The organism is Brevibacterium aurantiacum (assembly GCF_900169065.1).
GTDB classification, from domain to species: Bacteria; Actinomycetota; Actinomycetes; order Actinomycetales; family Brevibacteriaceae; genus Brevibacterium; species Brevibacterium aurantiacum.
In genome coordinates this window covers 130,347-153,217 of the sequence record NZ_FXZB01000004.1, presented here as the reverse complement: position 1 = coordinate 153,217, position 22,871 = coordinate 130,347, and the positions used below count along the sequence as shown (strand labels likewise).

Below are 22,871 nucleotides of genomic sequence, written 5' to 3'. Positions count from 1 at the left end.
TTCGTCTCCGATTCAGCTCTGAGTGGTGCTCGACGAGGATTCTTCGAAACGCGGGCTCAGGTCAGCGAGTGCGTTCTCATCGGGTCCGTAGTTGATGACCTGGATTGCATTCTCTTCGACTTTGGCCCACTGCTCCTTGAGAGAATCGATGTCCCAGATCATGTCAACGGTCGGCGGATGACCCGGCGGAAGATACTCGGCCTCGATCTGCGTGCCGCAGCCCGGGCAGCAGTATTCGAGGATCCGGCAGTAGACCGGATCTGGTGAGAAGGTGTACTGATACTTCTCCCGGTCCAGCAGCGGCGGATGGATCTCCTCCGGATCGCGGTCGTGGACGAGTGTGCCTTCTTTGTAATTGCCTCGGGCATCGCCCAGGTCCTGGGCACAGACTCGGCATTGCCAGCGCTCGCTGTTTAGATCGATGTACAGGTACTCCGTCATGGGTACTTTCATTGGATTGGATCCTTTCGATTCGTCATTGAATTGATTCGATGTGATCAGACGCAATCAGGCGTGATCGGTGAGGATGAGGTCGTTTGTGTCAGAGACGACGAACTCCCACTGCTCCGGTACCCGGGCCGTGAAGAACGGGCCTTCGACGATGGCGGGACCAACCCCTGCAGCGTTCGGTGCCTGGTCCTCGAGCACGTACACGGGAGTCGACTTCCGTTCCCCGTCTGCGGTCAGCACGGAACGGGAGGCCGAGGATTCTGCAGCCCCTTCTGCCACCGGCAATGTTGCTGTCAGTGCCGGATGCGGCAGGGAGTGGCGGGCATCGAGTCGGAGGATCTTTCGCTGTCCGCTCTCCAGAGCGACGGACTCGTCGAGGTCGTGTCGCGAATGTTCGCTGCCATCCTCGTTCTCGACGATGATGCTCCAAACGAGGTCGCATTCGTCAATGGCATAGCCCTCCTGGAACATGTACCGCTCAGCTTGGTCGAGGAAGTCTGTGTGGATCGTGTCGACTTCCGAGGAGCCGAGCTCGGTGATCTCGGCCTCGTAGGACTGCGCGATATCGGAGAAGCTGATGCCGTAAGCGGAGAACACCGCTGCGAGCCGGGGTATGAGCACTTGATTCACCCCGGCCACGCGGGCCGCATGACACGCGCTCATCGGGCCGCCGCCGCCGAATGCGGCGAGCGTCGTCGTCCCATCCGTTCGCACCTGCGAGGAGAACGCCTCGGCGATCTTCTCCGAATGCGCCTGCTCCAGGCGGAGCAGAGCCTGGTCGATGTCAATGTCGAGAGGATCAGCGATGTTCTTCTGGATCACTTGCTGCGAACGTTCTGGATCGAGTCGCAGCTCCCCGTTGAGATAGGTCTCGGGGTCGAGGATGCCCAGCAGCAGATTGACATCGGTGATGGTGGCCTCGGTTCCGCCGAATCCGAAGCATGCTGGCCCGGGTGCCGCACCGACGCTTTCCGGCCCGACTGTGATTTCGCCGTCGACGACTCTGAAGATCGAGCTGCCTCCGACGCCCTTGGACTGGACGTCACTGAGTTCGAATGAGGTCGGAATCCCGTTGACTCGACCCTTTCGATCTGTGGCGATCTGCAGGTCCTCAACAGAACCGACGTCAGTGGTGGTTCCGCCGACATCGATCATGAGGACATGCGGAATGTCGTAGGCCGACGCCAGCGCGCGGGTTCCTTCGAGTCCGCCGCGAGGACCAGAGGAATAGGTCTTGAGCGCCACAGATTTTGCGACGCGAGATGAGGCACCATCATTGCGGTAGATGAGAAGCGGGTTCTTCACCTTGTGCGCACGGAGGCGATGTTCGGCGCTGTAGAGGAAGCGCTCCAGTGTCGGATGAAGGAAGGTATTGAGGATCGCCGACCACAGACGCCTTGTTCGCAGCGAATCCGCGGCGAATTCCCACGAGAAGAGAACCGGCACGGAGCCGAGCAGATGACGGGGGAATCGTTTGAGGAAGATGCGCTTGAGCTTCTTCTCATGTTCCGGATCCGAGATCGCCACCACAAGGCGCTCAGCGCCTGCCGTGGTCAGCGAGTTGACTGCCTGGACTAGAGTGGCATCCATTTCGTCGTCGCCGTCAACCGTGTCGATGACCGACACTCGTGAACCGACCAGCTCGTCGAATAGCGAACTTGTGGCATCGTCGTAGCGGATCTGTTCCATGAAGTCGGGTTCGTCGGTGACGATTCCGATGCTTGGGCCCTTGCGCTCGACCAGGGCGTTTGTTCCCTGGGTCGAGGAATAGCGGATCAAGTCCGTTTTCTGCAGCAGAGCCGAGGCGGTGGATTCGCCTGTCACCTTCTCTGCGGCCTTTGTGATTCCGGTGAAGAAGCACTCGGAGAGGTCTGCTGGCGTCGTCAGCGTCTTCGTATAGAAGAGCCCTTCTTTACCGGCGACGCAGATGTCAGTCAGCGTGCCCCCGTTGTCGATATTGATCAGATAGTCCATGAACTCCTCCTTGAGTATGCGGATCAACGGTGTAATCGGAATAACTGGTGTTCAACCGCTGTGGGGTCGAATCTACTGACCGTCTGGGAGGGCACCACAAGCCGTCCCGGGGGAGGGATACGACCTACCACCCGGGGTGGTGGTCGGACGCAGGGGTGCCCTCCCGGTAGCTGAACGGTAGGATCGGGACGTGAATCGACCGAATCAATGTCGCTTCAACCACGAGGGAGTGTCTTGATGACTCGCATGCCGCCAACAGCTTCTACCCGGTTCCGGCCGCCGACACCGGTCGGTCAGTGGCTGGCGCGTCCGCGTATGAACGCTCTGCTCGATCGGGTGGCGATGCGCAGACTTTCCTTGATCCACGCGCCGGCAGGTTTTGGAAAGTCGACTCTCGCTGCGCAATGGGTCGCAGAGCTCGAGCGACGCGGCAGTCAAGTCGTATGGTTCTCACTCGATTCTGACGACAATCACACTTTGTGGTTTCTCAGCCACCTGCTCGAGTGTCTCCAGCGCGCCCACCCGGAATTGGACCAGAGCGTCTTCCAGATCCTTGAAGAGCGGCCCGAGGACGCCGAACGTCACGTCATCCCCCTGATCATCAATGTGGTCAACAATGCACCGTCTCGCTGTGTCGTAGTGCTCGACGACTGGCACGTGATCGATGACTCACGTACACGGGACGTGCTGGCTCGTCTGCTTGAAGTCTCTGGTGACAAGCTGGGTTTCCTTGTCACCAGCAGGTCCACATCAGGGCTTCCGTTGACGTCCCTTCGCGTCCACGATCAGGTCGTCGAGGTGGCTCCGGAGATCCTGCGCTTCGATGAACGCGAATCACGCCAATTCCTCGTTGATGTCAAGGGGCTCAGTCTCTCGGGAATGGAGCTGACGGAGCTGCATACGACGACTGAGGGGTGGATCGCCGCGCTGCAGCTGACGTCGCTCTCCCTCAAGGAGAATTCCGATGTCACCGCGTTGATCGGCAACTTGGCGAGTCGCCAGCACGGAATCAGTGACTACCTTGCCGAGAACGTGCTCGACCTGCTGGATCCGAAGTTGAGACGCTTCCTTCTCCTCACTTCGGTGCTGACTCGGATCAATGCCGAACTTGCAACTCTGCTCACCGGTGAGGCCAACGCGGAACAGCGTCTCGAGCAGGTGCTCTACGGTGATCTCTTCCTGCAGCGTCTCGACGATTCGGGAGTTTGGTTCCGTTACCATCATCTCTTCGGGGATTTCCTCAAGCAGCGCCTCAAACGGGACTATCCCGACAAGGTCGGCGAGCTTCACTCGCTTGCGGCGCACTGGTTCCACGACCAGGGAATGCTCTCTCCTGCCGTCGACCATGCGATCCTAGCCGGCGAGGATGCGTTCGCCGCCGATGTCGTCGAGGAACAGTCGCTGCGGCTCGTCGAGCATTCTCAGATGGCGACTCTGCTCGCTCTGGTCGCGAAGCTTCCCGACAGCGAACTCAGAGTGCGTCCCTGGCTCCAGCTGGCGATAGCCTGGGCATACTGCCTGCTTCATTTTCCAGACGACGCGTTCTCATCACTCGAACTGCTGGCGACTGCGGCGGAGGCTGACCGTACTCTCACTGCTGCCGACCGATTCCGTCTGTCGCACGAATCACTCGTGGTGCGGGAATGCGTGGCAATGTATCAAGATCGAGTCTCCGACGACCATCGGCTCAAGGATGAGGTACTCGAAGAGAGCGAGCGGCTCCACCCCTGGACGGTCTCCGTTGCAGCGAACGTCGTGACCTTCTTCGAGATCCACCGAGGTCGCGGCCCGGAGGCGGATCGGCTGCAACGGTGGGCGCAGCAGTATCACCGTCAGGTCGTCGGCAGCTTCAGTGAGGTCTATGGTGAATGCTTCGCAGGACTCATAGCGTTTCACAACCTCGACATCGCCTTGGCACAGCATCACTGGGAGAACGCATTCCGGACGGCCTGCGAACGCTCTGGTCGACAATCCCACGCGGCGAAGCTCTCTCTCGGTCTCGTCGGGAAACTCCTCTACCATCGTGGTGAGGTCGACCGGGCCGAGGAGCTCTTCGAAGAGGCGCTGCAGCTGGGGCAACGTGCGGGGGTCGTCGATTTCATGTTCCCTGTCTATGAATCACTGGCCTATATCCGCATTCGCCGGGGAGACGCCGACGGTGCCTGGGACATCATCGAAAAAGGTGAGCAGGCCGGGCTGTCGTTGCAGCTCACTCGGCTGTGGGACCGGATGGTCGCGACCAAGGAACGGCTCGGCTTCGAAGCCAGGCGCCCAAGTCTGCCCTTGGACGCCACGGGCAGGGAGAAGGCCAACATCGAGGGCGAACTGCTTCGCTACGATCTCTCGCATTTGCTGCACACAGAAGATCCAGCAGCCGTGGCCACCATCAGGCCGCAGGCCGAAGCTCTGCTCGTTGAATTGCAAAAGCAGGGGAATCACTTCCAGTCGTTGCGCGATCAGATTCTCCTCGCCGCCGTACTCGAGGTCAATGGATTGACCGAGGCAGCCGACGAGATGCTGCGGGAGGTCCTGCCAGACTGTGAAGCAGCCGGCATCCCACAGCCGCTCGTCGAGGGTGGGCGTCCCATTCAGCGAATTGTGTCTCGGCTCATCGACTCACCCGAATCCTGGCATCCCCGCACACGCACGCTCGACTGGATGCGCAAGCTGTTCCCGACGCACGCCGCTCTTGAGGAGGAACCCTCAGCGGCGGATCCCGAAGCCGGTCGAACCTTTGCCCGACCGGACGAGATCGACAGATTCGCTACCTTGGCCCCGAAGCCCAAATCACTGAGCGAACGCGAGAGGGAGATCCTTCACCTCGTCGACGCCGGGTACACGAATCGTGAAATCGCGGAGAGACTGTTCATCGGCCGCAACACGGTGAAGTGGTACCTGCGCAAGCTCTACCGCACACTTGGTGTCTCGACGCGAGATGACTGCGTCCGACGTGCCAAGAGTCTGAAGGTCCTTCCCTGAGCCATTAATCGCCTCCAGCCCGATCCCACTTCGACCATGGCTGTTGAGACGATCGAAGTTGGATCGAAGTCGGTGATCAGTCGTCGATCTGCGTTTGCTCGATGGCTTCGACCGATTCCTCTGGAGACAGTCGGCAGCTGATGCCGACGTAGAAGACGACGACCGAGAAGATCACCGTGATGATCTCACCCCAGACGAATGCCGTGTTGTCACATTGGATCCAATGGAGCGTGGAATTCACAGGAAGCAATTCCACATTTCGGAGTGTCTCCGCGCGAGATAGTGGTGGATTGCAGTTTGATTGCAATCGGCACGGCGTGTCTCGGGGCAACGGTCGATCCGGGGCTCGGGATCAGTCGTCTCAGGGCAGCAAGCGCACTCTCTGTTGGCCTGAAGCCCGCGCTCTTCCGGCTTGAGGGCGACTAGGCTTCACGGCAGGGGGCGGATGTCTGAGAGGGCATGTCCCGAGAGCGGGTACCTGCCCGAGAGTGGGTACGGTGATGGGCGAAGGAGGTTTGAGCTGTGACACACGATCAGGCGGCCAGCGCCAGAATCGCTGCAGAGCTGAGGTCGCGGATCATCCAAGGCGCTCTCGTTCCCGGAACCAGGATCAGGCAGGAAGAGATCGCCGAGGAGTTCGGTGTGAGCAGGCTGCCGATCAGGGAGACCCTGCGAATCCTCCGGGCTGGTCACCCTTGTGGCATCGACCGGAGCATGGGTTTCCACACTCGATCTTGACGAGTGCCGGGAGATCTATCTGATGCGGGAACGGCTGGAGCCGTTGCTGCTGAGAATGGCAATGCCCACGCACACGGCGGAGTCGTTCGTCGAGTTCGAAGCCAGCGCACTGCGGGTGGAAGCGGCGACCTCGCCGGGTGAGTTCCTCGAGTGCGATCATGACTTCCACCAAGCGCTGATGGCGGGAGCGACGACGATCAGGCTCCACGACACGGTCGATCACCTGTGGAACCTCACCCACTATTACCGCAGGCAGCTGCTGGCCCCGAATGGAGTCACCCGACGCTCTCGCCGGGCAGACATCTTCGCCGAGCACCGCATGATCCTCCGGGCCGTCATCGACGGCGATGTCGAATCCGCCGAGGCGATGTTGGCGTTGCATATCCGCCACACCAGAAAGCTCGTCGAACTCTACCCCGAGGTCTTCACACACAGCCGTGCGGGTGGACCAGAGCGGACATGCTGAGCTCGACTCAGCCCTGACGGGCCTTGAAGCGGGGGTTCTTCTTGTTGATGACGAAGATGCGGCCGCGCCTGCGAACGACCTGTGCCCCCGGCTGCTTCTTAAGCGAACGCAGAGAATTTCTGACCTTCATTGCTGAACTCCTTATTGAGAACGAGTATTATTAACATTAATACTAGGTTCTTCGAGGAAAGGAAGCCAATGCCGAAGATGGAGGCCGACATCGATGTGATCGCGGTGACGGGCATGTGTGTGGAGGAGCGGAGCAGCTACGCCAGGCGTCTGGCGGCGGTGCGCGGATTCGTCCTCGTTCCCGCTGAACAGACCGCCGAGGGCGTCGAGGTGGTGGACCGCACGGTCGACCTCCTCCGCAAGGCATCTCAGGCGCATGGCATCGTGCTGGAATACCCCTTCGAGACGCCGGTGATGGAGATCGTGGGGTCACTCAATGCGACCGGTGTCGACACGCGCCTCATCGACCTTGTCTGCGTACTCGATGTCGCGCACATGCTTGTCGACATATGGTCCCCGGACTATGTCGGCCTGCCGGCCATGGGCGGCGAGTGCGAGGGCGGTATCCTCGCTGCGAGGGCAGAGCTGCTCGTGAGCCAGATCGAGTTTTCCTCAACGATCGCGATCGTCAATTCCGGGGCGCTGGAGACCGCGGAACTCGAGCAGGCTGCCGCTCTGCTCGACCATCTTGCTCCGAGTGCCGACCAGTGTCTCATCGCCGATTCCGACCGCGTCCATGGCGAGGATCGGCGGCCATTTGCGAAGCGGCCGCCGGTTGCGGGCTGGGTCTCGATCCTCAATGGAGAATTCACGCCGAAGTTCCAGTCGCGTGGAGTCGTGGCGTGCCGATATGAGCAGCTGCGACCGTTCCACCCTGGGCGACTTCACCAGGCACTGACCTCGTGCCTCTTCCAGGGGCATTGTGGTCGGATTCTGCGTTCGGCTGGTTTTGCCCGTTTGGCCACCCGGCCGCACATCACCGGCCAATGGGACCAGGTGGGAGGGTTCTTCACGCTCTCACCTCTGGCACTTGATGACAGGCTCAGTGCCGATGGCGAAGTCCTGGCCTTTGGTCAGGACGTGGCGTTCATCGGTATTGGGATCGATGAACCCTTGCTGCGACGGGTCCTCGACAATGCCGCCCTCAGTGATGAGGAGTTGGCGGCCGGACCGATGGTCTGGGCAGACTTTCCGGACCGGTTCCCAGACTGGAGCACGGCGACGATGTGATTCGACGAGGACACTATCTGCTCTGTGCAGATGCGGCGCATTCAGCACAGAGTCCGAAGATCTCGAACACATGTCGGGTGACTTCGAATCCATGAGCTTTGGCTATGGTGCTCATCCAGTCCTCGCTGGGCGGTTCGATCTCGACAGCCTTGCCGCAGTTCTCGCACACCAGATGATGGTGGTGCTCGTCCTGAGCGCAGGCGCGGAACAGCTGCTTTTCCGCGATGGTGATGGAATCGGCATGACCGGATTCGCTTAGGGCGTTGAGCTGCCGATAGACGGTTGCCAACCCGACCGTGTGACCGTGATCTTCAAGTGTCCTGTGGAGCTGTTGGGCAGAGACGAAGCGCTTCTCGTTGTCGAGCGCGGAGCTGATCACGGCCTTCTGCGCCGTGCTCCGAGTCCTCTTGGGTTCCTCAACCGTCATGTCCTTGTGCCTCCGCCTGTGCAGCCTGTGCAATGCAGTTGGTCCTATGAGCATATGCGCATACGTCGATGTGTCCTGAACTTAATGAAAAACGTTACCATTAGCGGGTGAGTGGTGGCCATGCGACTGATGCGGAGGACATGTGAGTAGGAATCAGCCCGCAGGTGCTGTTCCGGTGATCCTCCTGACCGGTTACCTGGGGGCGGGGAAAACCAGCCTCCTCAACCATCTGCTGCGCCACCCCGACGCGCGCATCGGGGTGGTCGTCAACGATTTCGGAGACCTCAACATCGACGCGGGCCTCGTCGTCGGGCAGGTCGATGAACCCTTCTCCATCTCGGGTGGATGCATCTGCTGTCTTGATGACGACACCTCTCTCGAAGACGCCCTCACAGCACTCGCGAAGCCACGATTGCGGCTCGATGCCATCATCGTCGAAGCCAGCGGCTTCGCCGAACCGCTGACCTTGGCGCGAATGGTCACTCGCATGGGCCACCACCGCTTTCACCTCGGCGGGGTCATCGATGTCATCGATGCCACCATGCATGCCGCTACGGTCGATACTGAAACCGCACCCCCGATGCGGTACGCGGCGACGACTCTGGTGCTTGTCAACAAGCTCGACCAGTTGCCGGCAGCGGAACGTGGGTCCGCTGTCGATGCGATCCAGGAGCGGGTTCATCAGCGCAATCCGCGACTGCTCGTCGTCGGCACCAGTTACGGCCGACTCGACCCGGCACTCATCTTCGATCCAGGATCCGGGGCCGGACGAAGCGGCGACGGAACCCAGCCAGGTGCCTGTTCGGGCGAAGAGCCAGGAGCGAACACGGAACCCATCCAGGCTGAACTGCCGATCCGGGACCTCATCCGGCAGGCCTACGTCGAAGCGGCCCAGGAGGGCGTCGACGGCGAGAACGTCCCAGTCCACAGGCACGCACAGTCGGTGACGGTCACCGGTCACGGGTGTGCTGACGCTGGTGCCATACTCGACGTCCTCGAAGATCTGCCGGCCGGGGTCTACCGGGTGAAGGGGTCGATCCTCGTCAACGACAGGGCCCGAAGCAGGAGCTTTGGAATCCAGGCAGTAGGACCGAATGTCTATGTGTCGACGGCTGTGCCTCAGAACTCGACGGCTGTGCCACAGAACTCGACGGCCGTCGCCCAAGACACGAGCTGGGATAGTGTGCTCGTCATCATCGGCGAATCCTTCGACGAAGACGTCGTCAAAGCGAAGCTGGAAGGCGCGTTGCACGGCGGTGGGGACCCGAGTGGCGTCGAGCGACTCCGCCACTACGTCCGCCTGCACAGCTGAAAACAACCCTGCACAGCTGAAGGCAGCTGAGTATCGCCGAATACAGCTGAGAGCACGAAGCAACCATCTGCGTCGACCCAGCGCTGTGAGGCACTGACCTGTCCCGGTGCTGGCATGGAGCGCGATTGTGGTGTTACCGGAACCCGATACGGAGGAAAACACCCGCGCCCGCAGACCACGGCGCTCATATGATCAGATTATGACCGATCTCCCCTGTCGCACTCAGCCTTATGGGGGAGGAGGAAGACAACTTTTGGGGGACGCGCTGTACGGGCTGACCTGAAAGACTGGATTCGTTCCCCTGCCCGGACCATCCCTGCTCGACCAACCCCACCCAGCACCACCGCTGAAGAACCACCGCTGAAACATCAGCGTCACCGAAACGCCCGAACACCCGCCCGCAGCTGCCCTATGCTCGAAACCCGGAGGAACACGTGTCCCTGATCACCAGGATGAGTCTGAAGAACCGCCTCATCGTCGGACTGCTCACCCTCGTGATCGCCGTCTTCGGCGTTATCGCCACCACCTCTCTCAACCAGGAGACGATGCCCTCGGTCGAACTGCCTGGCACCTCGGTGCAGGTCACGGTCCCGGGAGCCTCACCAGAGGTCGTCGAGAAGACGGTGACCGAACCGATCGAAACCGCACTTGAGGGCCTCGGTGACCTCGAGACAGTGAGCACAACCACCTCGGCGGGATCGATGTCGGCCAACATCACGTGGCCCTTCGGCAAGGACGCCGAGGAGATGACGGACTCTGTGCGCTCCGCCGTCGACTCCGCGAAGGCGGACCTGCCCGACGGCGCCGAGGCGGAGGTGCTCTCCCAGCAGATCGACGACGTTCCGGTGGTCATGTTCGCCGTCTCCGGGGGAGAAGATGCACAGAAGCTCGGTGACCTCGTCGAGAACGAGCTTGTGCCTGAACTCCAAGCCGTCGGCGGCGTCGCAGGCGTCGAGGTGGCCGGACAGACCGAGCAGCGGGTCAACATCAGCTTCCGGCCCAACGACGTCAACGACAAGAATGTCGTCACCACCTCGGTGCCAGATGAGCTCACCGCTGCGGGAACCGTCGTCCCAGCCGGACAGAGCGCAACCGGTGACAAGTCTCTGTCGGTCGAGGTGGGCGGCGAACTCGACGCCGTCGACCAGATCGAGAAGACTCCGCTGCGAACGGCCGATGGAACGGTCCTGCTGGGTGAGGTAGCCGATGTTGAGCTCGACTCGGTGGAGAAGACCTCGTATTCGCGTGCCGACGGCAACGATGCTGTGACGGTGTCCGTGACCAAGGGGCAGGATGACAATGTCGTCGAAGTCTCCCACGGCGTCAACGAGGTCCTCGACACGATGGGTCCGAAACTCGGGGACGACATCGCGTTCTCCACGATCTTCGATCAGGCACCAGAGATCGAGAAGTCGATCCACGATCTGTCCGTCGAAGGCGGGCTCGGGCTGTTCTTCGCCATCCTCGTGATCCTGGCCTTCCTCGGCTCCTTCCGCTCCACAGTCGTCGCCGCGATTTCCATCCCGATGTCGCTGCTCATTGCCATGATCGGACTGATGGTCGGGGACTACACACTCAACATCCTCACCCTGGGTGCCCTGACCATCGCTGTCGGACGCGTCGTCGACGACTCCATCGTCGTCATCGAGAACATCCGCAGACGGCAGGGCACGACCGAGCTGACGGTCGATGACATCGTCGCCTCGGTCAAGCAGGTCGCCGGGGCCATCACCGCATCGACGCTGACCACTGTGGCTGTATTCCTGCCCATCGCCTTCGTCGACGGCATCGCCGGGCAGCTGTTCCGCCCGTTCTCCGTGACCGTGACGTTGGCTCTGCTCGGCTCTCTCGTTGTGGCTCTGACCATTGTTCCCGTCTTCAGCTACTGGGTGCTGCGCAAGAGCCCGAAGCCTCTGTCCCCGAAGCGCCAGGCTGCCACCGATGCAAGCTATGAGGCCTGGGCCCAGAAGCATCGTGAGAAGGGCATCAAGCGAGCGGAGCGCCGCCAGAGGAAGATCGAGAAGAAGAACGCGAAGCGCGAGGCCAAGGGCAAGACACTGCTTCCAGCGGCGACTGCCGATGCTCCGGTGGAGCCGATGCCCGGTGACGGTGAGGCCTCCGACCGGGTCGACCGTCTCCAGCAGCGCAGCCTGCCTGCCATTCTCGCGGCACTGAGGCACCCATGGCGGACCATCGTCATCTCTGTGGCGATCTTCGCCGTCACCATGATGATGGCCAGCTTCCTCAAGACCGATCTCCTCGGATCTGCGGGACAGGGCTCCCTCTACATTTCACAGACGTTGCCCGCCGGAGCCTCGCTCGAGGCCAGCGACGAGGCGGCGAAGAAGATCGAAGACGTGCTCGCCTCCGACCCCGACGTCGATACCTATTCGACGACGGTCAATGGGCCAGAAACCGGCGCCGAGAATTCCTTCAACATCACGTTGAAGACCGACTCCGATGCGAAGGCGGCGACGAACCGGATTCGGTCCCAGGTCGAGAGCCTCGGTGAGGATATCGGTGAGGCCGATGTTCAGGACGCCTCCGGCAGCACGAATGAGGACGTCGAGATCAAGCTGGCCGGCTCTGATATGAAGGCCCTCGGCGAGGCCGCTGACGCGGTGACGAAGAAGATGAGTGAGACCGAGGGTGTGACGAACGCCCGCAACGACCTCGCCTCCGATCAGCCGATCATCCATGTCGACGTCGACCGTGAGAAGGCCGCGGACTACGGCTACAGCCAGGCTGAGGTGGGCCAGGCCATCGCCGCTGCCCTGCAGGGCAGCGAGGCCGGCACTCTGACATTGGAGGGCAAGGAGCGAGACATCTTCCTCGCACCGACCCACCCTGATGCGACACCCGATGAGATCCGAGCCTTGGAATTTCCGGTCACCGAGGTGCAGACGCAGAACGCGCAGGAGGACGCGACCGACGCCGTTGAGGAGAAGACCGATCGCAGGGCCGACGAAGCCAAGGCCAAGGCCGAGGACGACGCGGCCGAGCAGCTCGACTCTGCACGCGAGGCCCGGGACAATGCCGCCGATCAGTTGGAAGAGGCTCGAAAAGCACTGAGGGACGCAAAGAATCCTCCACCGGCACCGAGCCCTGATGATATGGCGGCCGAGCAGGTCGACCAGGCCGAAGAAGGAGTCGAGCAGGCGCAGAAGGGTCTGAACGAAGCCAACGACGCTATCGATGACCTGGTCGATGGCCAGCGTGAGCAGGAGGAGAACCAGAACGAGGAGCAGGACCTCGCCGACGAGCAGGCAGCGATCCCCGACATCAAGGGTGAGCCGATCACGGTCGATGAGATCGCGAACGTCGATGAGACCGAGACTCCTGCCACGATCACTCGTGAGGACGGGGACCGTCAGGTCACCGTGTTCGCCACACCGGCCGAAGGGCAGCTCAATCCCGTATCCGCCGAGGCGAGTGCGCTGACCTCGAGCATGGACCTGCCCGCTGGTGTGAGCTTCGACGTCGGAGGCGCCAGCCAGGAGCAAGCTGATTCTTTCGCTCAGCTGGGATGGGCGATGCTGGTGGCGATCGCGCTGGTCTTCCTTGTCATGATCGCGACCTTCCGCAGCTTCGTGCAGCCATTGGTCCTGCTCGTGTCGATCCCGTTCGCCGCGACCGGTGCCGTGCTGCTGTTGCTGCTGACCGGAACGCCGCTGGGCATTCCCTCGCTCATCGGTCTCCTCATGCTCATCGGCATCGTGGTGACCAACGCGATCGTGCTCATGGACCTCATCAACAAGCTTCGTGAACACGGAATGGGGCTGATGGATGCGATCATCCACGGCACCCGTCTGCGTCTGCGCCCGATCCTGATGACGGCCGCTGCCACGGTCTTCGCACTCGTGCCCATGTCACTGGGGCTCACAGGTGGGGGAGTCTTCATCTCCCAGCCGCTGGCGATCGTCGTCATCGGCGGTCTGACCTCCTCGACCGTGCTGACTCTGATCCTCGTGCCTGCCCTCTACCTCCTCGTCGAGCGACGCAAGGAGCGCCGGGCCGAGCGCCACGACGCGAAGGCCGCGGCGAAGCGCGATGCCGATGAGGCAAGGATCGAAGCGGAGACCGCCGAGGTGGACGCCGGGTACAGGGAGGAGTGACCCTGACCGCGGCGGCAGGTCGATGTCAGCGTCGGCAGGCAGCCAGCCGTCCCCGTCAACCCGCTGCGAGGACGCCCTGCTCGAGCCGGACGACATGATCGGCACGCTCGGCCTGGGCGCGCTCGTGCGTGGCCATGACGATCGTGGCGCCGCGGTTGCGCTCGGAGTCGATGGCCTCGGCGATGTCCACGGCCGCGTGAATATCGATGCCGGCCAGCGGCTCGTCGAGGAGGAGCAGCTCGGGGCGCTGCGCCAAGCCCTGCGCCACGAGAGCGCGCTGACGCTGTCCGCCGGAGAGCGACCCAAGGCGTCGCGAGGCGAGGTCGCTGATCCGCAGACGTGCCAGGCAGTCATCGATGATGCGTCTGTCCTCACCGCCGAGGCGAGTCAACGGCCCGCAGGAGGCCCACCTGCCCATCGCGACAGTCTGCCGGACGGTGATCGGCAGGTGGTCGGGAGCCGTGCTGCGCTGAGGCACGAATGCGATGCTGGCCGGACGGCCGGAGATCGTGCCGCTCGTCGGCCTGAGCAGGCCGGCCAGCGCCATGAGGACGGTCGATTTGCCCGAACCGTTGGCCCCGACAAGTGCTGTGACCTGGCCCGGGACTGCTGTCAGTGACACGCCTTTCACCGCGAGATGGTCACCATGGTGGCAGGTCAGGTCTGCGACTGTGATCGGATTGCCCATTCGATAACAATAATGATTATCATCAGCAAATGGAATTCCTATTCGCGCCCTTCGAGGTGTCCTTCGTCCTCCGCGCCCTCATCGCCGGTGTGCTCGCTGCCGTGCTTTGTGGGTGCATTGGCACCTGGGTCGTCCTGCGCGGCCTGGCCTTCTTCGGGGATGCGATGTCGCACGGGATGCTGCCGGGAGTCGCAATCGCGGCGCTCCTCGGCGGTCAGCTCATGATCGGCGCGGCGGTCAGTGCGCTGGTGATGGCGGCCGGGATCACCTGGGTATCGCGCGAGTCGAAGCTGTCCCAAGACGTCGGCATCGGACTGCTCTTCGTCGGAATGCTGGCCATCGGCGTGGTCATCGTGTCCCACTCCCAATCATTCGCCGTCGACCTCACGGGCTTCCTGTTCGGTGACGTGCTCGGGGTCCGCGGCCAGGACCTGATCATCCTCACAGTCGCAGCCTGCCTCGGAGTGCTGGCCTGCATTCTGTTGCACAGGCCGTTCCTCGCGCTCGCCTTCGATGAGCGAAAAGCCGCAACTCTGGGCATGCGGCCCGGTTGGGCTCATATCGCGATGCTCATGCTCACAGCCCTGGCGGTTGTCGCATCGTTCCAGGTCGTCGGCACTCTCCTCGTCTTCGGACTCCTCATTGGACCCCCGGCCACGGCCTGCCTCCTGTTCGACCGCGTCGGGGCAATCATGGCAGCGGCCTCGGTGATCGGTGTGTTCTCGTGCTTCTTCGGGCTGCTCGTGAGCTGGTATGCCCAGACCTCTGCCGGCGCGACCATTGCGCTGCTCACCGTCCTCATCTTCTTCGCGGTGCTCGTCGCGAGGCGGGTGAAAAGTGCGCTACAATACTTTCAATACAATGAGAACCATTATCAATAGAAAGATCTCATGACGAGGACAACTGCATTCGCCGCACCGAGCGCGGCACTGATCGCACTGCTCGCCCTGACCGGGTGCCAGGGCCAACAAGCGGACAGCGGGGCCAACAGCCCCAGTCAATCGACGGCGCCCCACGGATATGTCGAAGGGGCAGAGGAGGCCGACGAGCCGCAGCTGCGGCTGGCCGTCAGTGATGCGAAGACCGGCGCGGTCTCGGTCATCGACCTGCTCACCGAGGATGTCGTGGAGAAGGTCGAAGGCTCACCATCGACGACCCTGGCGGGGGCAGATTCCCGGTACCTCTACCTCGGCGATGGTGAAGCCGGAACGGTCACAGCCGTCGACACGGGGGCGTGGACGGTCGACCACGGCGATCACAGGCACTACTACAAGGCCGAGGCGAAGACCATCGGTCAGGTCGACGGGGCCGACCCCGCGCACGTCGTCTCGACCCCGACCGAGGTCGCCTTCTTCTTCGACGGCGAGGGCCGGGCGAAGATCTATGACCGGAGCGCCCTCGGCGATGGTGAACTCACTCAGCTCGGCACCGTGAAACCGGGTGCCCACCACGGAGTGACGGTCCCCTTCGAGGATCACTTCGTGTCCACGCTTCCAGGGGACAAGGCCGATGATCTGCCTTCCGAACTCACCGTGTACGACGACAAGGGTCAGGCCTCGCCGATCGATGCGACATGCGAGGAGATCCACGGAGCCGGAGTCACTCGCGACGGGCTGGTCTTCGCCTGCGCCGACGGCGTGATCAGGGTCGATGAGGGCTTCGACGCCGAGGTGCTGCCCTACCCCGAGGACACCGATGAGCGCGCGTGGTCGATCGAGGTCGGTCGAGACCTCGCCGCGGCACCTTTCGATGATGGTGGAATCGGGATCCTCGACGCGTCGACCGATGAATGGATGTACGCCGACACCGACGCCGAGGTGGTCTCCGCCGGCATCGCCCCCGACGATTCCGTGGTCGTGGCCCTGGACGAAGACGGGACCGTCTATTCGCTGGACCCGGAGACCGGGAAGGAGTTGGCGAAGAAGAAACTCATCAAGCCCTTCGACGCCGAGGACCAAGGTCACGGAGCCGGACCCTCGGTGGCCGTGGATAGCGAACGCACCTATGTCAGCGACCCTGCGTCGGGCACAGTGCTCGAACTCGACCCGGCCGATGGGCTGCGTGAGGCACGCAGCTTCGACCTCGGCGGAGCGCCCGCGAGCCTGGCTGTGACGGGACGGTGATGAGCACACGGCACCACCTCACTGCGGTGGCACTCACCCTGGCAACGCTCGGATCACTGACTGCCTGCAGCGGGGGCGACGATGAGCCGTCGATCGTGGTGACGACGAACATCCTCGGCGATGTCGTGAGCAGTCTCGTCGCAGACCACGCGGCGGTCACGGTGCTGATGAAGCCGAACTCCGATCCGCATTCCTTCGGCATCTCGGCGAAGGAAGCCGGGGCCATGGAGAGCGCGGATCTCATCATCGGCAACGGCCTCGGACTGGAAGAGGGGCTCTCAGCCAACCTCGACAATGCGCGCAGCGAAGGGGTGCGTGTCCTCGATGTCGGTGAGAGCATCGACCCCCTCGAATACACCTCGGGCGGCAGCGCGGGCACACCCGATCCGCACTTCTGGACCGATCCCGCGCGGATGATCGCCGCCGTCGACACCATCACCTCGGCGCTGGGGGAGGAGGTCGGCGATGACCTCGCCGAGGCGATCGAACCGTCCGTGGCCTCGTATCGGGGGCAACTGGAGGACCTCGATGCCGAAATCGCAGAGATCGTCGAAGCGATTCCTGCGAAGAACCGGAAGCTGGTGACGAATCATCACGTGTTCGGCTACTTCGCACAGCGCTTCGACTTCGAGGTCATCGGAGCGGTGCTGCCAAGCGGAACCACGCTGGCCTCACCCTCGGCAGCCGACCTCGAGGAGCTCGCGCGCACGGTCGAAGACGCCGGCGTGCCCACGATCTTCGCGGACTCCTCGCAGCCGCAGAAGCTCGCCGAGGCCCTGTCTGAGGAAGTTGACCTCGACGTCGAAGTGACACCGCTGTTCTCGGAATCGCTGACCGAGGCCGACGGTGAGGCCGGAACCTACATCGACATGCAGAGAACCAACGCGAAGGCCATCGCGGACGGGCTCGCATCACCACAGATCACGGACACACCATCATGAGAATAGGGAAGAGAGAAGAATGAGAACACGACACACCCTGATCGCACCACTGGCTGCGACCGCGGCCGTCACCGCCCTCCTGCTGAGCGGCTGCGGCGGCACCGGAGCGGAGGCCGACCCCGACACCGGCGACCAGACAGATGCGGGGGAGCCCTCGGACGCCGAACAGGTCGAAGAAGCACAGTCGCGACTGGTCACCACCTACGACGGCGGCATCCTCACTCTGGATGCGAGGACGCTTGAGGTCATCGACGACACGAAGCTCGAAGGCTTCAACCGGGTCAATCCGGTCGGAGACGGACGGCACGTCATGGTCTCGGTGGCCAGCGGATTCCAGCTCTTCGACGCCGGAGTCTGGACCGAAGAGCACGGCGACCATACCCACAGCTTCGCCGGATCGCCTGAACTCACCGACAAGGTCTACGAAACCGATACCCCAGGTCACGTCGTGCGCCACGGTGGTTCGACGGTGCTCTTCGGCGACGGCGACGGACGGATGCAGATCTTCGACACCAATGCCTTCGGTGACGGCACACCCGAACCCGAGGTCAAAGAAGCAGAAGAGGCACACCACGGTGTGGCAGTGCAGTTGGAGAACGGCAACGTCCTGCACACCATCGGCAACGAAGAAGAACGCTCGGGAGCGAAGGTCATTGACGCCGACGGCAAGGAGATCGCCCGCAACGAAGACTGCCCGGGTGTCCACGGGGAAGCCGCTGCCCAGAACGAGGCGATCGCCGTCGGCTGTGAAGACGGCATCCTCTACTACAAGGACGGAAAGTTCACGAAGGTCGACGCCCCGGATTCATACGGCCGCATCGGCAATCAGGCCGGATCCGATGACTCACCGGTCGTGCTCGGCGATTACAAGGTCGACGAGGATGCCGAACTCGAGCGCCCGGAGAAGGTCACTCTGACGAACACCGAGACCGGGACGATGAAACTCGTCGACCTCGACTCCTCGTACAGTTTCCGTTCCCTGGCCCGCGGACCCGAAGGTGAGGCCCTCGTGCTCGGCACTGACGGCAAGCTCAACGTCATCGACCCGGAGTCCGGCAAGATCACTGACTCCCACCCGGTCACCGAAGCATGGAAGGAGCCCGTGGACTGGCAGCAGCCTCGGCCGACGCTCTTCGTGCAGGGGGAGAAAGCCTACGTCTCCGAACCGGACAAGAGCCAGCTCCACATCGTGGATCTGGCGACCGGCGAGGTGGAGAAGAGTGCTGAACTGCCACACGCCAGCAATGAGGTCACCGGGGTGACGGGCTGACGCCTGCGCTCAGCTGCCTGCCCGGCTCTGATTGGTCAGCTGCGGCAGGGCGGCGGTGGCCGATCGGATGTGATCCTCGGTCAGCTGCACCGCGTGATCGGTGTCGCGGTCGACGATCGCCTGCATGATCGCATGGTGCTCTTCCTGCAGCTGCGCCATCAGAGCGCGCGGATCCTCGACCTCGTGGAAGGCATCGAGGATGGGTCGCCGCAGAGAACCGCGGATGGCTTCCGTGAGATCCGAGAGCAGCTGATTGTTCGAAGCATGGGCGATGGCGACGTGGAAGGCGGTATCGGCATCGTTGAAGGTCTCCAGGCTCACGCCCGGAGTGTCCATGATCGCCAATGAGGCATTCATGCCGGCCAGCGCGTCATCGTGGACCCGTCCCGTCGCCAGCGCGGTGCTTGAGCGCTCCAGCTGGATGCGTGTTTCGATGGCCTCCTCGATGCTGAAGTTCGCCAGAGCCACGTGGAGGCGCAGGAACCGAGTCAGCGCCTCCTTGGGCATAGAGGCGATGAAGGTGCCCGCCGATTTTCCTGAGCCGACATTCGAGACGATGACGCCGAGTGACTCCATGACCCGCAGGGCCTCACGCACCGCCGCGCGACTGACCTGAAGCTTGGCAGCCAGCTCCCGTTCCGAGGGGAGCGGATCGCCGACGGTGAGGGACCCGGAGGTGATCTGCTCCTCGATCGCATTGATGACGAGCTCGTGGGTGCTCGATCGGGCAACCGGCTTCCAGCTCGGTCCCTGAGGCGCATTGACGGTGTGACCTGCGGCGGTGTCGTCGTCCTTGCGGACTGATTCACTGGGCATGAGTACTCACTTTTCGCACCTCGCCATCATCCCATGAGTAGGACCCTTCCTCATCGGGAGCAAATCCTTGACCTGGATCACATTCAGTCCTACACTCACTTTAGTGGTCTGACCACACAAAGGACATACTTAAACCAATCGAGTATGCATGTTCGGGGCGCGTTCATCGTCGAACCGCAGACGCTGGAGTCGAGCACCGACCGTGTAGGAGAAAATATGTACACTCCTGAAATCGCCCCACTTGCAGACAGCCTCATGCGGTCATCGCTGGTTGCGCTGCTGCCGCTGCTGACCATCTTCGTCACCCTCGGGTTCTTGAAGTGGAAGGCCCACTGGGCCGGGCTGGCAGCCGTAATCGTCGCCCTGATCGTTGCCATCTTCGTCTACGGCATGCCGGTCGGACTGGCGGGGCTCTCAGCCAGCCAGGGATTCGCCTTCGGGCTGTTCCCGATCATGTGGATCGTCATCACCGCCATCTGGCTCTACGAACTGACGGTGAAGTCAGGACACTTCGAAGACCTCAGGTTGGTCATCAACGTCATCTCCGATGATCCTCGCGTGCAGGCGATCCTGGTCGCCTTCTGCTTCGGAGGACTGCTCGAAGCCCTTGCCGGATTCGGTGCCCCGGTTGCCATCACCGGTGTCATGCTCATCGCAGTCGGCTTCACCGCCATGCGTGCAGCAGTCGTCGTGCTGGTGGCCAACACCGCTCCGGTCGCCTTCGGTGCGATCGCCATCCCGATCATCACCGCCGGTAACCTCACCGGGATCGATTACAAAGAGATCGGTGCCATGGTCGGTCACCAGACTCCGTTGCTGGCTGCCGTCGTGCCGCTGTTCCTCATCTTCCTCGTTGACGGCAAGCGCGGTCTGCGTCAGCTGTGGCCACTTGCTCTGGTCGTCGGGATCGTGTTCGGAGCAGCACAGTTCGTCTCCGCGAACTATCTCTCGGTCGAGATGACGGACATCGTCGCCTCGCTCATGGGCCTTGCTGCTGCCGTGGTCATGCTCCAGTTCTGGAAGCCAGTCGGCGGCCAGGACGCGCTGGACAAGATGGCAGACGAGCGCAGTAAGGAGAAGGCCAGCGCTCCCGATGCTGGTGGAGCAGCCGCAGCCGTGACGACCACGGTGGACACGAAGGCTGCACCTCTGACCGGCAAGCGCGTCTTCATGGCGCTCTTCCCCTACCTCATGGTCATCGTCATCTTCTCCGGTGCCAAGCTGATCCCAGTCATCGACAAATGGTTGGCCAGCACCGATATCAAGATTCCTTGGCCGGGGCTTGACGGGAACATCATGACCGCTGCCGGAGAGCTGTCGACGAGCACGGTCTACAACTTCCAATGGTTGTCATCACCGGGCACGATGCTGCTGGTCTCAGGCATCATCGTCGCCATCGTGTACAAGATGACCGTCAAGGACGCAGTCCAGGTCTTCGTCGACAATGTCGTCAAAATGCGATTCTCCATCCTCACCGTCGGACTTGTCCTGGCACTGGCCTACGTCATGAACCTGTCGGGCCAGACGATCACAATCGGCACCTGGATCGCCGGGACCGGGGCACTGTTCGCCTTCCTCTCGCCAATCCTCGGCTGGCTCGGCACGGCGGTGACCGGTTCCGACACCAGCGCCAACGCACTGTTCGCGACACTGCAGCAGACGGCCGCGACGAAGGCCGGAATCGATCCCGTCCTGCTGGTGGCCGCCAACAGCTCCGGAGGCGTCGTGGGCAAGATGATCAGCCCGCAGAACCTCACCATCGCAGCCACAGCGGTCGGCCTCCTCGGCCAGGAGTCCTCGATCTTCCGCCGCGTCATCTGGTGGTCGCTGGGCATGCTCGTCGTCATGTGTCTGCTGGTTGGTCTGCAGTCGACCGTCCTGTCCTGGATGCTTCCCGGTGGAGCCTGAAACTCCGTGATCTGAAGCCCGCAAGCTGAAGACAGAACACTGAAACCACCTAGCTGAAAATACGAACTGAAGAGAAAGAGGCAGTGCCCATGGTCAAGAGACAGTTGCCCAATCCGTCCGAGATCTTAGAGCTGATGAAGTTCAAGAAGTTCGAGCTCAATTCCCGGAAGCGTCGTCTCGATGCTGCATTGACGATCGAGGACCTGCGCCAGATCGCCAAGCGCCGCACCCCGGCTGCTGCGTTCGACTACACCGACGGTGCGGCCGAAGGCGAGATCTCGATGGAGCGCTCGGTTCAGTCTTTCCAGGACGTCGAGTTCCACCCCTCCATCCTCAACGATGTCTCGCACGTCGATACGACGACTCAGATCCTCGGCGGCAGTTCGGCGATGCCCTTCGGTATCGCACCGACCGGGTTCACCCGGCTGATGCAGACCGAAGGCGAGATCGCCGGAGCCTCCGCGGCCGGTGCTGCGGGCATTCCGTTCACCTTGTCCACTCTGGGAACGACCTCGATCGAGGACGTGAAGAAGGTCAACCCGGAAGGTCGGAACTGGTTCCAGCTCTATGTGATGCGCGAGCGGGAAATCTCCTATGGTCTCGTTGAGAGGGCCGCCGCAGCAGGGTACGACACTCTCTTCTTCACGGTCGACACCCCGATCGCCGGTGCACGGCTGCGCGATACCCGCAATGGTTTCGCTATCCCGCCGCAGCTGACGCCGAAGACCATTCTCAATGCCATCCCGCGTCCGTGGTGGTGGTGGGACTTCCTGACCACCCAGAAGCTCGAGTTCGCGTCCCTGTCGGAGACCGGCGGAACGGTCGGCGAGCTGCTCAACTCGGCGATGGACCCGTCGATCGACTTCGACGATCTGGCGGAGATCCGCAAGATGTGGCCGGGTAAGTTCGCGGTCAAGGGAGTCCAGACCGTCGCTGATGCGAAGAAGCTGGCCGACCTCGGCGTCGATTCGATCGTCCTGTCTAACCACGGCGGGCGCCAGCTCGATCGCGCGCCCGTGCCCTTCGAACTCCTCCCCGAGGTGGCTCGCGAGATCGGCAAGGACGTGGAGATCATCATCGACACCGGAATCCGCAACGGCGCCGACATCGTCGCGTCCCTGGCCCTGGGCGCGGACTTCACGCTCATCGGTCGCGCCTACCTCTTCGGCCTCATGGCCGGCGGTCGAGCAGGAGTGGACCGGACGATCGCGATACTCAGCGAACAGATTGAGCGGACGATGAAGCTGCTTCAGGTCTCAAGCGTCGCCGAGCTCAACCCGAGCCATGTGACCCAGCTGCGCAGGTTCAGTCGGGATGGTCAGCTGGATGGTGCGAATCCGAGGACCGACCTGTCCTGAGGCCTCGTCATCTCCACTGTGGAAGCGGTCTGCGGAATTCTCCGTGGGCCGTTTCTGCTGTGAGTCA

19 protein-coding genes are annotated in these 22,871 nt (G+C 62.4%); 12 read left to right on the top strand and 7 right to left on the bottom strand.

Features of this window, described 5'->3' with window-relative positions; all coding sequences use genetic code 11:
- Nucleotides 1-12 precede the first annotated feature (12 nt).
- On the bottom strand, nt 13-453 hold the full coding sequence (locus tag BAUR9175_RS04305) for an acetone carboxylase subunit gamma (RefSeq protein WP_069601453.1): 441 nt from the start codon (nt 451-453) through the stop codon (nt 13-15).
- A 54-nt stretch (nt 454-507) separates the two neighbouring features.
- On the bottom strand, nt 508-2,424 hold the full coding sequence (locus BAUR9175_RS04300; protein ID WP_096146257.1) for a hydantoinase/oxoprolinase family protein: 1,917 nt from the start codon (nt 2,422-2,424) through the stop codon (nt 508-510).
- Nucleotides 2,425-2,739: 315 nt separating this feature from the next.
- Here BAUR9175_RS04300 and BAUR9175_RS04295 point away from each other — a divergent pair, with 315 nt between their 5' ends.
- Nucleotides 2,740-5,403, top strand: a complete 2,664-nt coding sequence (locus tag BAUR9175_RS04295) for a winged helix-turn-helix domain-containing protein (RefSeq protein ID WP_164513994.1) — start codon at nt 2,740-2,742, stop codon at nt 5,401-5,403.
- A 76-nt stretch (nt 5,404-5,479) separates the two neighbouring features.
- Here BAUR9175_RS04295 and BAUR9175_RS19325 read toward each other — a convergent pair whose 3' ends face one another.
- A complete protein-coding gene (locus tag BAUR9175_RS19325; protein WP_164513993.1) occupies nt 5,480-5,644 on the bottom strand; it encodes a hypothetical protein in 165 nt (54 codons plus the stop codon).
- Nucleotides 5,645-5,925: 281 nt separating this feature from the next.
- Between BAUR9175_RS19325 and BAUR9175_RS04290 the strand changes: the two genes are divergently transcribed.
- Nucleotides 5,926-6,141 carry a GntR family transcriptional regulator gene (locus BAUR9175_RS04290; RefSeq protein WP_083248857.1) on the top strand — a complete coding sequence of 72 codons (216 nt, stop codon included), beginning with the start codon at nt 5,926-5,928 and terminating at the stop codon, nt 6,139-6,141.
- A gap of 22 nt (nt 6,142-6,163) precedes the next feature.
- Complete coding sequence (locus tag BAUR9175_RS04285; protein ID WP_083248856.1) at nt 6,164-6,607, top strand: GntR family transcriptional regulator; 444 nt, start codon at nt 6,164-6,166, stop codon at nt 6,605-6,607.
- A 7-nt stretch (nt 6,608-6,614) separates the two neighbouring features.
- On the opposite strand, the gene ykgO is transcribed toward BAUR9175_RS04285, so the two are convergent.
- Complete coding sequence (ykgO, locus tag BAUR9175_RS04280) at nt 6,615-6,737, bottom strand: type B 50S ribosomal protein L36 (RefSeq protein ID WP_069600974.1); 123 nt, start codon at nt 6,735-6,737, stop codon at nt 6,615-6,617.
- A gap of 68 nt (nt 6,738-6,805) precedes the next feature.
- On the opposite strand from ykgO, the gene BAUR9175_RS04275 reads away from it, so the two are divergent.
- Nucleotides 6,806-7,846 (top strand): GTP-binding protein, encoded by a 1,041-nt coding sequence (locus BAUR9175_RS04275; RefSeq protein WP_096146259.1) that lies wholly within the window; start codon nt 6,806-6,808, stop codon nt 7,844-7,846.
- A 13-nt stretch (nt 7,847-7,859) separates the two neighbouring features.
- On the opposite strand, the gene BAUR9175_RS04270 is transcribed toward BAUR9175_RS04275, so the two are convergent.
- The gene (locus BAUR9175_RS04270; protein ID WP_069600973.1) at nt 7,860-8,273 is read right to left on the bottom strand and encodes a Fur family transcriptional regulator; all 414 of its coding nucleotides are present in this window, start codon (nt 8,271-8,273) and stop codon (nt 7,860-7,862) included.
- 142 nt (nt 8,274-8,415) lie between these two features.
- Between BAUR9175_RS04270 and BAUR9175_RS04265 the strand changes: the two genes are divergently transcribed.
- Nucleotides 8,416-9,585, top strand: coding sequence for a CobW family GTP-binding protein (locus tag BAUR9175_RS04265; protein WP_069600972.1), 1,170 nt, complete (start codon nt 8,416-8,418; stop codon nt 9,583-9,585).
- 452 nt (nt 9,586-10,037) lie between these two features.
- Nucleotides 10,038-13,700: an efflux RND transporter permease subunit gene (locus BAUR9175_RS04260; protein ID WP_180959202.1), complete on the top strand. Its 3,663-nt coding sequence runs from the start codon at nt 10,038-10,040 to the stop codon at nt 13,698-13,700.
- A 55-nt stretch (nt 13,701-13,755) separates the two neighbouring features.
- Here the strand turns inward: BAUR9175_RS04260 and aztA are convergent, their stop codons facing one another.
- The gene (gene aztA / locus BAUR9175_RS04255) at nt 13,756-14,388 is read right to left on the bottom strand and encodes a zinc ABC transporter ATP-binding protein AztA (RefSeq protein ID WP_096157623.1); all 633 of its coding nucleotides are present in this window, start codon (nt 14,386-14,388) and stop codon (nt 13,756-13,758) included.
- Nucleotides 14,389-14,417: 29 nt separating this feature from the next.
- On the opposite strand from aztA, the gene aztB reads away from it, so the two are divergent.
- From aztB to aztD, 4 genes are read left to right on the top strand one after another with little or no spacing between them, the layout of a single operon-like run.
- A complete protein-coding gene (aztB, locus tag BAUR9175_RS04250) occupies nt 14,418-15,269 on the top strand; it encodes a zinc ABC transporter permease AztB (RefSeq protein ID WP_096146262.1) in 852 nt (283 codons plus the stop codon).
- 9 nt (nt 15,270-15,278) lie between these two features.
- Nucleotides 15,279-16,511, top strand: coding sequence for an outer membrane protein assembly factor BamB family protein (locus BAUR9175_RS04245; protein ID WP_096146263.1), 1,233 nt, complete (start codon nt 15,279-15,281; stop codon nt 16,509-16,511).
- Nucleotides 16,511-17,452 (top strand): zinc ABC transporter substrate-binding protein AztC, encoded by a 942-nt coding sequence (aztC, locus tag BAUR9175_RS04240; protein WP_096146264.1) that lies wholly within the window; start codon nt 16,511-16,513, stop codon nt 17,450-17,452. Before BAUR9175_RS04245 ends, aztC begins: the two co-directional genes overlap by 1 nt.
- A gap of 19 nt (nt 17,453-17,471) precedes the next feature.
- Complete coding sequence (gene aztD / locus BAUR9175_RS04235; protein ID WP_096146265.1) at nt 17,472-18,722, top strand: zinc metallochaperone AztD; 1,251 nt, start codon at nt 17,472-17,474, stop codon at nt 18,720-18,722.
- A 9-nt stretch (nt 18,723-18,731) separates the two neighbouring features.
- Here aztD and BAUR9175_RS04230 read toward each other — a convergent pair whose 3' ends face one another.
- Nucleotides 18,732-19,538 (bottom strand): FadR/GntR family transcriptional regulator, encoded by an 807-nt coding sequence (locus BAUR9175_RS04230; RefSeq protein WP_096146266.1) that lies wholly within the window; start codon nt 19,536-19,538, stop codon nt 18,732-18,734.
- Between the two features lie 216 nt (nt 19,539-19,754).
- Here BAUR9175_RS04230 and BAUR9175_RS04225 point away from each other — a divergent pair, with 216 nt between their 5' ends.
- Complete coding sequence (locus BAUR9175_RS04225) at nt 19,755-21,446, top strand: L-lactate permease (RefSeq protein ID WP_096162012.1); 1,692 nt, start codon at nt 19,755-19,757, stop codon at nt 21,444-21,446.
- Between the two features lie 89 nt (nt 21,447-21,535).
- A complete protein-coding gene (locus BAUR9175_RS04220) occupies nt 21,536-22,804 on the top strand; it encodes an alpha-hydroxy acid oxidase (protein WP_096146267.1) in 1,269 nt (422 codons plus the stop codon).
- Nucleotides 22,805-22,871 lie beyond the last annotated feature (67 nt).